Raw genomic sequence first — 9,084 nt, 5'->3', positions numbered from 1 at the left:
ATCGGGGTAATAGTCAATTTCCACCAGTGCATCGATACTTTTTCTTAATTTCCGGATTTGCTTGAGCAGCTCTTTCTTTTCATCTTTGGTCTGCCGATCTCTTAATTCAGACAGTTGTTTATAGAGAGCATCGTATTCTTCTTTCCGACTAAAAAAAGGAGCAAGCTCAAGATTTAAGGGTTGCTCTGCATGAAAGATATAAGCAGTTCCTTGTTCTGAAATAACATCATTAGCAATAGGTTCAAACTTTGCACTATGAGTAATAGGGAGCAAATAGACGCCATCTCTTAGAATTGCTGCGCCGCTTGCTTTGAGAGATCGCCAGACTCTCATACGAGTTGTTGTGTTCTGCGTAGGCAATGAGGATATGAGTAAAGATATTTTCATGTAATATACTCAACTTATTTGTTTAATATATTACACATAAAAACTTAAAACATATATACGAAGAATAGATTTCTAATTTTGAAAAATGATTAAGCACAGTCATTTCTTTATTAGGTGTTGTGAAAACAACACTGATTTAAAAAAATGATGAAATATAAACAATAACTTGATTGTAATTTTTCATAAGATGTTGAAAATTATAAATAATTAATATTGGCATAAAAGCTGCTCAATACAAGTGATATGAAATTGGAATTATCCTAAGGAATACCTATGTCACTTGTTATCGATAAAAAAGAAAATTCTAAAGAATTTGTGAAAAGTACTTTATCTGAAATCTGGGTCACTCGATGTCCAGTCCCAACGGCAACAGGGATCTCACTTAAACGTGGGACACTGATTGAAAAGTTTGAACAGCATGGTATTGATGTTGCTGTTTTACAAGATGCGCGCAAAGGTCTATCTGTTCATCATTTTGATCATCAACTGCCAGCATTATTTCGTGAAGGTGGAAATGTTCCAGCATTAGCTGCTCGTTCTGAAGGTGCTCCAAGTCGACTCATTGGTTTGACATGGATTGATGAATGGCAGGTAATTATTGTTCGCCCTGATTCTGAAATCAGCAAGCCAGAGCATTTAAAAAATGTAAAAGTTGCTTTACCTGAATATGCAGACAAACGGGCAGGTAGCATTTTTAGAGCGATGTCTTTACAGGGTATTCGAGGTGCTTTGCAACTCGCAAATTTAACTTTCCGTGATGTGGATTTTATTGAAGTCCCTGAACGAGCGGAATCGAATACACAACAACGTGATGCCAGTACCTATTGGTCTGGATTAGATGCGTTAATCACCGGTGAAGTTGATGCTGTTTATGTAAAAGGAGCATCTGCTGTTGAAGCTGCGACAAAACGCGGTTTAAAAGTTGGGATTGATTTGGATCAATTTGAAGATGTGACCTCCCGTGTAAACAATGGTACGCCTCGTCCAATTACCGTACATGAAGATTTGTTAAAAGATCACTTTGATGTCGTCGTTGATTTTCTGGAAGAGCTGTTTGATACCGCAGATTGGGCTCAAGATCATTTAGATGAAGTGCTGGTTATTCTTGAAGATGAAACGATTGCAGGCGCAGAGAGTGTCGCAACAGCTTACCGTAATAATTTTCATAAGTCTTTACATCCATCATTAAGTGAAGAGCGTTTAGAGCTTTTAAGACAACAAAAAGATTTCCTTTGGTTACATGGTTTTCTTGAGCGTGATGTCGATATTAATACTTGGGTCGACCACCGTCCTTTGCTCGAAGTTTTAAAGCGCCGCCAAAATAAGCAATTTTAATAGGATATTGATCATGACAACACTTATTCAAACGCCACTTTCTCCTGAACTCAATGACTTTATCGAATTGAATCGTGAAAAAGCTGAATTTGCTTTTGAAGTATTCCGTGAAACAAGAACAATCACGGCAAATGGAACGGTTAATTTTGTTGAACGTGGACCTGATAATACCTTAGTCACTTTTAACTACGCAGGACCTTGGTCTAAAGATAAAAAAAGCAAAGTACTTGTGGAGACAATTGATGGTGAAGTTTTATTGGGAAGAAAAAATGCAGGTGGGCGTTATAACAAACTTTTTCGCGAGCATGCAGATGTCACCACAATATCTCATGTACACGCGCCGAATTTAGGGGCTTGGGCGCAAACCCATCGTACCTTACCGATTCGTTATGTGCCTGTTCAGCGCTTTCATTTATTTAAAGAACTCCCAATTTATATTGATCGCCGTCAGGCAGAAGTCGATTTCATTTTAGATCAACTCAAAGTTGATATCGAACATCGAGCAATTTTAGAAGCCAACGGTGGTGCAACCGTATGGGGACGTCAGGGATTACAAGAAACAGCTGAATTTATCTTGTTACTTGAGGAAGGTGCACAGATTCAGCTACTAGCTGAATTAGCTGGGGGAAGCCGTGAATACGGACAGGGTGTTTTACAGCAGCAGTGGCGAATGAGTGGTTTAACCGATAAAGCCAAGTCGCTTGGATTACTTCCACTTCATTAGAAATCTGATTCAAATATAAATATAGAGAATACTATGGCTGTAAAACTTTTATGGTATCTCACTTCTCCGGATGGACCATATCCTTGGTTGGAATCTGGGCGGTGGGATACTGATTATGAACACTTGCAACAGATTGCGATTACTGCGGATCGACTTGGTTTTTACGGTTCACTTATGGGTACCAGCGAGTATGAAACACTTGCTGTTGCTGCAAGTTTAATTCCATTTACTGAACGTTTAAAGTTTCTGGTTGCCCAACATCCTGGAGAAGTCCAGCCAGCAGTTTTGGCGAAATATGCGCAAACGTTTGATGCCTTCTCTAAAGGACGTTTGTTATTCAATGTTGTGAATGGAAATGATCAGGGTTTGGCAGCTTTAGGTATTCACTATACTCATGATGAGCGTTATGACTTTAGTAAGGAATACTGGACAGCATTTCAGCAAAACTATTTAGGTGATCGATCTGGATTTGAGGGGGAATTTATTCAAATTGCACCACGTCTAGAAAGTGGATCTCCAATGTCCAAATGGCGTGGTCCAACTCAAAAGCAGGGTGTTCCTTTATGGGGAGCTGGAACTTCTGCCAAAGGCGTTCAGCATTCTGTTGAATTACTCGATGTGTATTTAAGTTTTGCGAATACGCCACCGCTGCTTGGAGAAAAGTTTAGCAAAGTTGCCGCTGAGGCGGCAAAAGTTGGGCGTACTTTAGAGTTTGGTACTCGATTGCAAATTATTGTCCGAGAAACAGAAGAAGAGGCTTGGCAGTATGCTCAGTCATTACTCGACAAGATTGATTTAAATTATGCAATTGAAGCTGTTAAACGGCAGCTTCCTCCCGATGAAACTTTTGAGAGTTATCAAAGCCCAAATCCGATCGTTCAAAGAAATCTCACTTTGTTACGACATGGGGTATTACCTCGTGCTAAAGATTTTGAAATTTATCCTAATGTTTGGACTGGGCCATCTTTATTTGGTTTTGATATTTTAAACCCAGCAGCAGGTACTGCCTTGGTCGGCAGTGCTGAAAATATTGCTGAACGGATTAAAGAATACGAAAGCTATGGTGTATCTGCCTTTATCTTATCTGGTTTCCCTTTAATTGGAGAAGCCTATCGCGTAGCTGATTTATTGTTCCCGTTATTAGAGCTCGATCATGGTTTTGAGTTACCTAAGCTCAATAAAAATTCATCCATTGATTCTCTCTTGAATCAAGAAATCGTAGTTTAAGGGAGAAAACATGAACAAAATTACACGTCGAGAACTGATTAAGCAGACTGGATTGGGGGTTGGAGCTGTTGCTGCAATTAGCCTAATAGGATGTTCTAAAACTGACTCTTCATCTTCTGAGAGTGCTAGTCCTAGTAATACTCAAAATGATAATCCGAAAAAAGGCGGTGTGATCAAAATTGGAGTAATCAATGGCAATCAAGCCGGTAATTTAGACGCGCATAAGCCTATTGGTATGTCCAGTGCATTCAGAGGTTGGCCTTTATATGCAAAATTATGGGAATGGGGTAGAGATATCCAGCCCAAACTCGCACTTGCTGAATTTGCGGAGCCGAATAATGATGGGACGAAATGGACCATTCGCTTAAAAAAAGGACTCGAATTTCATCATGGTAAAACGATTACTGCTGATGATGTTATTTTCTCCTTACGCCGTTTGACGGACCCTAAACTCGCTTCTCCATTTGCAGCCTATCTTTATTCTTTGCAAAGGAATGAGATTAAAAAGCGAGATGAATACACAGTTGAGATTCCTTTTACTCAAGGAAAAGGGTTGGTTGCTTTACCTGAGGCATGGATGAGTTGGGGAGGCATCGTTCCTACAGATTATGACCCAGTTAAAAATGTCGTAGGAGCAGGTCCCTTTAAGCTTGACAGTTTTACACCAGGCCAGCGTTCACGCTTTGTCCGTTTTGAAAATTACTGGAAAGAAAATAGGCCTTATGCTGATGCAATAGAAATCATTGATTTTAAAGATCAGACAGGGCGTCTTGCTGCTTTGCAATCTGGTCAAATTGACATTGCTTCAGGTGTAAGTGCCGAGCATATTTCTTTAATTCAAGCCAATAAACGATTGAATCTCGTTTCTTCTGAAACAGATGCTTGGCAATCTTTTGATATGAATACCTCAAAAGCACCTTTCAATGATCCTCGAGTACGTCAAGCTTTTAGATTGATTGCCAATAGAGATGATTTGGTTAAAAGGGCTTTAGCTGGTCAAGGACGAGTTGCAAATGATCTCTATTCCTTTAGTGATCCCGTGTATGACCACAGTATTCTACAGCGTAAGCAAGATTTAAATAAAGCTAAGGGATTGTTGAAAGAAGCTGGTTTTAGCAATAGCTTGGCGGTTGATTTGTATACAGGTCCAGATAGCAATGCCGCATTGGTTTTTGCTCAGCATGCGGCTCAGGCTGGTGTTATTGTTAATGTTAAACAGGTTGAAGCTGCCACCTTTGCTGATGCTGTAAAACAAGATTGGGCATTTAGTACAGGTTCAAACGTTTCACGACCTTTTTTATTAACCGTTTTGCAAATTGATGGGCCTGGTGCGGCAAATAATAAAACTCGATTTAACAATGAACGTTTTACTGAATTGGTTCATACAGCATTACAACAGCCTGATTTGGAAAAACGCAAAGTTCTCATTCATGAAGCACAGCATATTCAACATGAGCAAGGTGGTTTGCTCATTTGGGGTTTTAATAATGTACTCGATGCACATTCTGGCCAAATTGGTGGCGTAACACCCGATCGCACAGGCTTTGCAGCGTGGCGTACAGATGAATTTTGGCGTAGGGGGTGACCGCTATGACAACGCAATCCAGCAATATAGAGACAGCCATTTCACATCAAACAATGACGAGATCATTTGAAATACCAGCATGGTTACCTTGGTTTTTCACACGGTTGTTGTCAGGTGTATTGGTTGTATTTGTGATTAGTCTCATTGTATTTATTGCCACACAAGCACTCCCATCTGATCCGGCTCGCGTCATTTTGGGCCCAGAAGCACCAGAAGCGACGGTTCAAATACTTCGTGAACAATTGGGCCTGAACGATCCAATATTGATTCAATACTGGCATTGGCTGAGTCAATTATTGCAAGGTAATTTTGGCCGTTCGATTGATTCAAATGTACCTGTTGTACAGATTGTTCAGAATTATTTTGGTAACACCGTTGCATTAACGATCTTGGTTATTGTTATTACTGTACCACTTTCAGTGGTACTGGGTGTGTGGCTGTCACTCCGTCGAGATAGCAAACTAGATCGTATTATTGTTTCTAGCTCTATTCTATTCAAGGCTGTTCCAGGATTTGTGATTGCAATCTGGTTAATGATGTTTTTCTCAACCTCAATCCTGCACATATTGCCAGCTGCATCCTTGTTGATTCCAGAGCAGTCAGCTTTTAGCCAAATAGAGTTTTTAGTTTTACCGATTTTAACTTTGGCCTTATCGCTTATTCCATATCTGATGCGTTTAGTTCGTGGTTCCATGATTGATGCACTTGAGTCGGATTATGTGACCTCTGCACGATTACGTGGTATTCCTGAGCGACGGATCATATGGAAACATGTTTTACCAAATGCATTGGTGCCAGTGGTGCAGGGAACAGCATTAACGATACGGGTTCTGCTGAGTGGAGCTCTCATTATTGAAGTGGTTTTCAGTTATCCCGGTATTGGTAATGCACTCAATGCCGCAATTGAATTAAGAGATATCCCGACCATTCAAGCAATTGTTTTATTACTGACCATTTGTGTGGTAGCCGTTAATTTAATTGCAGATTTAATCACAACCTTACTCACACCAAGAATACGAACAGCCAAAAGACATAAAGCACGTTCGCCAGGCCGTCGTCAGGCATTACGTTTATGGAAGTCAGGTCGACCAATTACAGTAAAACCTGTTGACCGCCGTAATGCTTTAAAGAACATTCAGCAAGGAGGTGGGAAATGAGCTCACTTCATTGGTACCAAAGAAATTTTTTTCAAACATTAATTCGTGAAAGACAAGTACGTTTTGGATTTGTAGTCACGACCTTAGTGTTGATTTTTGCACTGGTTGGACCGCTCTTGGTTCCCTTTGAGCCCACTGCTTTGATCGGCATGACATATGGTCCGCCTGAAGGAAAATCGTTTCTTGGATATGATTATATCGGTCATGATGTGTGGTCGCGTGTACTTTCAGGAGGGGCTTCTATTATCTGGATGACACTGGCTGCCAGTTTGGTTGCATTAATTATTGGCTCTAGTTTAGGCATATTCGCTGCTTTTGCTCGAAATAAGATTGATCAGTTCGTGACTTGGCTTACAGATGTTTTTATGGCCTTTCCTGATCTTATATTGGTCTTGCTTATCGTTTCAATGTTAGGTCGGGAACCTTGGCTCATTGTTTTAACGGTTTCAATTGCTTTTATTCCTGGCGTAGTGCGTCTTGCGCGAAGCGTTGCACTTAATCTGGTGGAACAAGAATATATCGAAGCAGCCAGAATTCTCGGGTACTCAAAAACCTATATTTTATTTCGTGAAATTTTACCCAACATGCTGACGCCTTTACTCATCCATCTTGGTGTGATGCTGACATGGGCTGTGGGTATGTTATCGGGTTTGGCTTTTCTTGGTTATGGTGTGGCACCTCCAGCAGCAGATTGGGGACTCATGATTAATGAAAATCGCGCTGGTTTATTGGTGCAGCCGTGGGCGGTATTTGCTCCTGTCATCTTAATTGCTTTGTTTGCGCTCGGAACGAATGTATTGGCTGAGGGCGTTGGACGTGCAGCAGCTCGGATTGAGGAAAAATAAGCATGGCAGATAAATTTAAAAATACAGTATTAACGGTAAAAGACTTAACCGTGGCATTGGTCAACACTGGCAATCATATCGTTTCTAATATTTCATTTAGCCTACGAGAAGGTGAGGTCCTAGGATTAGTTGGAGAGAGTGGTTCAGGTAAAACGACATTATCGAGTGCCTTATTGGGCTATGCACGATATGGAGCCAAGATTATTCAAGGCACAATTGAACTGGATGATGAAGATATTCTCAGTTTAGATGATCATGCTTTGCGTCAGGTTCGTGGTTATAAAATTAGTCATGTTGCCCAAGATCCTGGAACAGCACTCAACCCAGCATTAAGTATTGGACAACATTTATTTGAATTATTAGATGTCCATCAGGCAAAGTTATCGAGCGCTGAAAAATACCAAAAGGTTGCCAAAATTTTAAATGAAGTGGGATTGCAGCATGATGAGCTATTTCTAAAGCGTTATCCTCATCAGCTTTCGGGTGGGCAACAACAACGAATTTTATTGGCCTTGGCATTCTTGCTACAGCCACGTTTGATCGTTTTGGATGAGCCAACCACCGCATTAGATGTGACGACACAGACATTAGTGTTGAATATCATTCGTAAATTATGTCGGGAATATAACGTTGCTGCTATCTATGTATCGCATGACTTAACGGTGGTAAAAGATATTGCAGATCGGGTGATTGTTCTGTATTCAGGTCGAATTGCTGAAGATGCGGTATTAACCCAACTATTTGAAACGCCTAAGCATCCTTATACGCAAGGTTTACTGAACGCCATTCCCGATGTGGCCATTCGTAAATATTTATCTCCAATTGAAGGGCATGCTCCTTCGCCCAATGAGCGTCCAGTGGGATGTGCTTTTGCGGCACGTTGTACTTTCGCCACAGATATATGTCGTCAAAAACAACCTGAATTAACTCAATTAAAAGATGAGTTTGATCCGCATTTTGTTGCTTGTCACCATTCGAATCATGTCGGTGTGATTAATTTTAAAGAGATTGATCATCAAGTGATTGAAAGAGAAACAGACCGGGAAGCTCTATTAAAAGTTGAACATATTAATGCATGGTATGGGCAGCAACAGGCACTTTTTGATATTTCATTTCAACTAAAAAAAGGCGAATGTTTAGCATTGGTGGGTGAATCGGGTTCAGGAAAAACCACTTTATCGCGTGTCATTGCCGGCCTGAATGAAAATGCAGATGGACAAATTACATTAGCAGATGAAGTCTTGTCGTTGCGTGGGCAACAGCGTCATTTGCAGCAGCGGCATAAACTGCAATATATCTTTCAAAATCCTTATAAGGCTTTGAATCCAGCGCATACGATTGGTCAGACATTAATTAAAGTTGTACAGCATTTCTTTGGAGCATCTCGACAAGAAGCCATAGAAAAAGTCACGCAGGTACTTAAACAAGTCTCTCTGCCTATACAAGTTCAGGAACTCTATCCAAGAGATTTATCGGGTGGGGAGCGACAACGAGTGGCTATCGCGCGAGCTTTGCTGTGCCAACCTGATGTTTTGATTTGTGATGAGATTACATCTGCTTTGGATGTTTCAGTTCAGGCTTCCATCTTAAAACTGCTACAAGACCTCCAACAGCAAGGTGTGACCTTACTATTTGTGACCCATAATCTAGGGGTTGTTCGTGCAATCGCAGATCGAGTCGCCGTATTAAAAAATGGACATATTGTTGAATATGGCGAAACAGATCAAGTGCTGAGTCACCCTCAACATACATATACCAAAACTTTGCTTATCCATGCGCCAAGCTTGTTTAAAGACAAGGTACTTGAAGTTTACGCATAAAAAA

General features: G+C 40.6%; 7 protein-coding genes and 1 pseudogene. 7 read left to right on the top strand and 1 reads right to left on the bottom strand.

All coding sequences use genetic code 11. From position 1 onward, the window contains the following. A pseudogene (locus B2727_RS05305) lies at window positions 1–387 on the bottom strand (chromate resistance protein); the annotation flags it as partial. Window positions 388–660: 273 nt separating this feature from the next. On the opposite strand from B2727_RS05305, the gene B2727_RS05300 reads away from it, so the two are divergent. From B2727_RS05300 to B2727_RS05270, 7 genes are read left to right on the top strand one after another with little or no spacing between them, the layout of a single operon-like run. Continuing rightward, on the top strand, window positions 661–1,722 hold the full coding sequence (locus B2727_RS05300; protein WP_004655068.1) for an ABC transporter substrate-binding protein: 1,062 nt from the start codon (window positions 661–663) through the stop codon (window positions 1,720–1,722). 13 nt (window positions 1,723–1,735) lie between these two features. Continuing rightward, window positions 1,736–2,446, top strand: coding sequence for a class II aldolase/adducin family protein (locus B2727_RS05295; protein WP_004655066.1), 711 nt, complete (start codon window positions 1,736–1,738; stop codon window positions 2,444–2,446). 33 nt (window positions 2,447–2,479) lie between these two features. After that, complete coding sequence (locus tag B2727_RS05290; protein WP_033133511.1) at window positions 2,480–3,673, top strand: LLM class flavin-dependent oxidoreductase; 1,194 nt, start codon at window positions 2,480–2,482, stop codon at window positions 3,671–3,673. A 10-nt stretch (window positions 3,674–3,683) separates the two neighbouring features. Beyond that, on the top strand, window positions 3,684–5,258 hold the full coding sequence (locus tag B2727_RS05285) for an ABC transporter substrate-binding protein (protein ID WP_033133512.1): 1,575 nt from the start codon (window positions 3,684–3,686) through the stop codon (window positions 5,256–5,258). Window positions 5,259–5,263: 5 nt separating this feature from the next. Further along, on the top strand, window positions 5,264–6,415 hold the full coding sequence (locus tag B2727_RS05280) for an ABC transporter permease (RefSeq protein ID WP_033133513.1): 1,152 nt from the start codon (window positions 5,264–5,266) through the stop codon (window positions 6,413–6,415). Beyond that, window positions 6,412–7,260, top strand: a complete 849-nt coding sequence (locus B2727_RS05275; RefSeq protein ID WP_004805249.1) for an ABC transporter permease — start codon at window positions 6,412–6,414, stop codon at window positions 7,258–7,260. The genes B2727_RS05280 and B2727_RS05275 overlap by 4 nt, the downstream gene beginning before the upstream one ends. 2 nt (window positions 7,261–7,262) lie before the next feature. Next, window positions 7,263–9,080: a dipeptide ABC transporter ATP-binding protein gene (locus B2727_RS05270; protein ID WP_033133514.1), complete on the top strand. Its 1,818-nt coding sequence runs from the start codon at window positions 7,263–7,265 to the stop codon at window positions 9,078–9,080. The last annotated feature ends 4 nt before the right edge of the window (window positions 9,081–9,084 follow it).

Source organism: Acinetobacter sp. UBA991, assembly GCF_002292065.1.
Taxonomy (GTDB): domain Bacteria; phylum Pseudomonadota; class Gammaproteobacteria; order Pseudomonadales; family Moraxellaceae; genus Acinetobacter; species Acinetobacter higginsii.
Note: the sequence above shows the minus strand (reverse complement) of the source record. Positions and strands in the feature narration are given on the sequence as shown.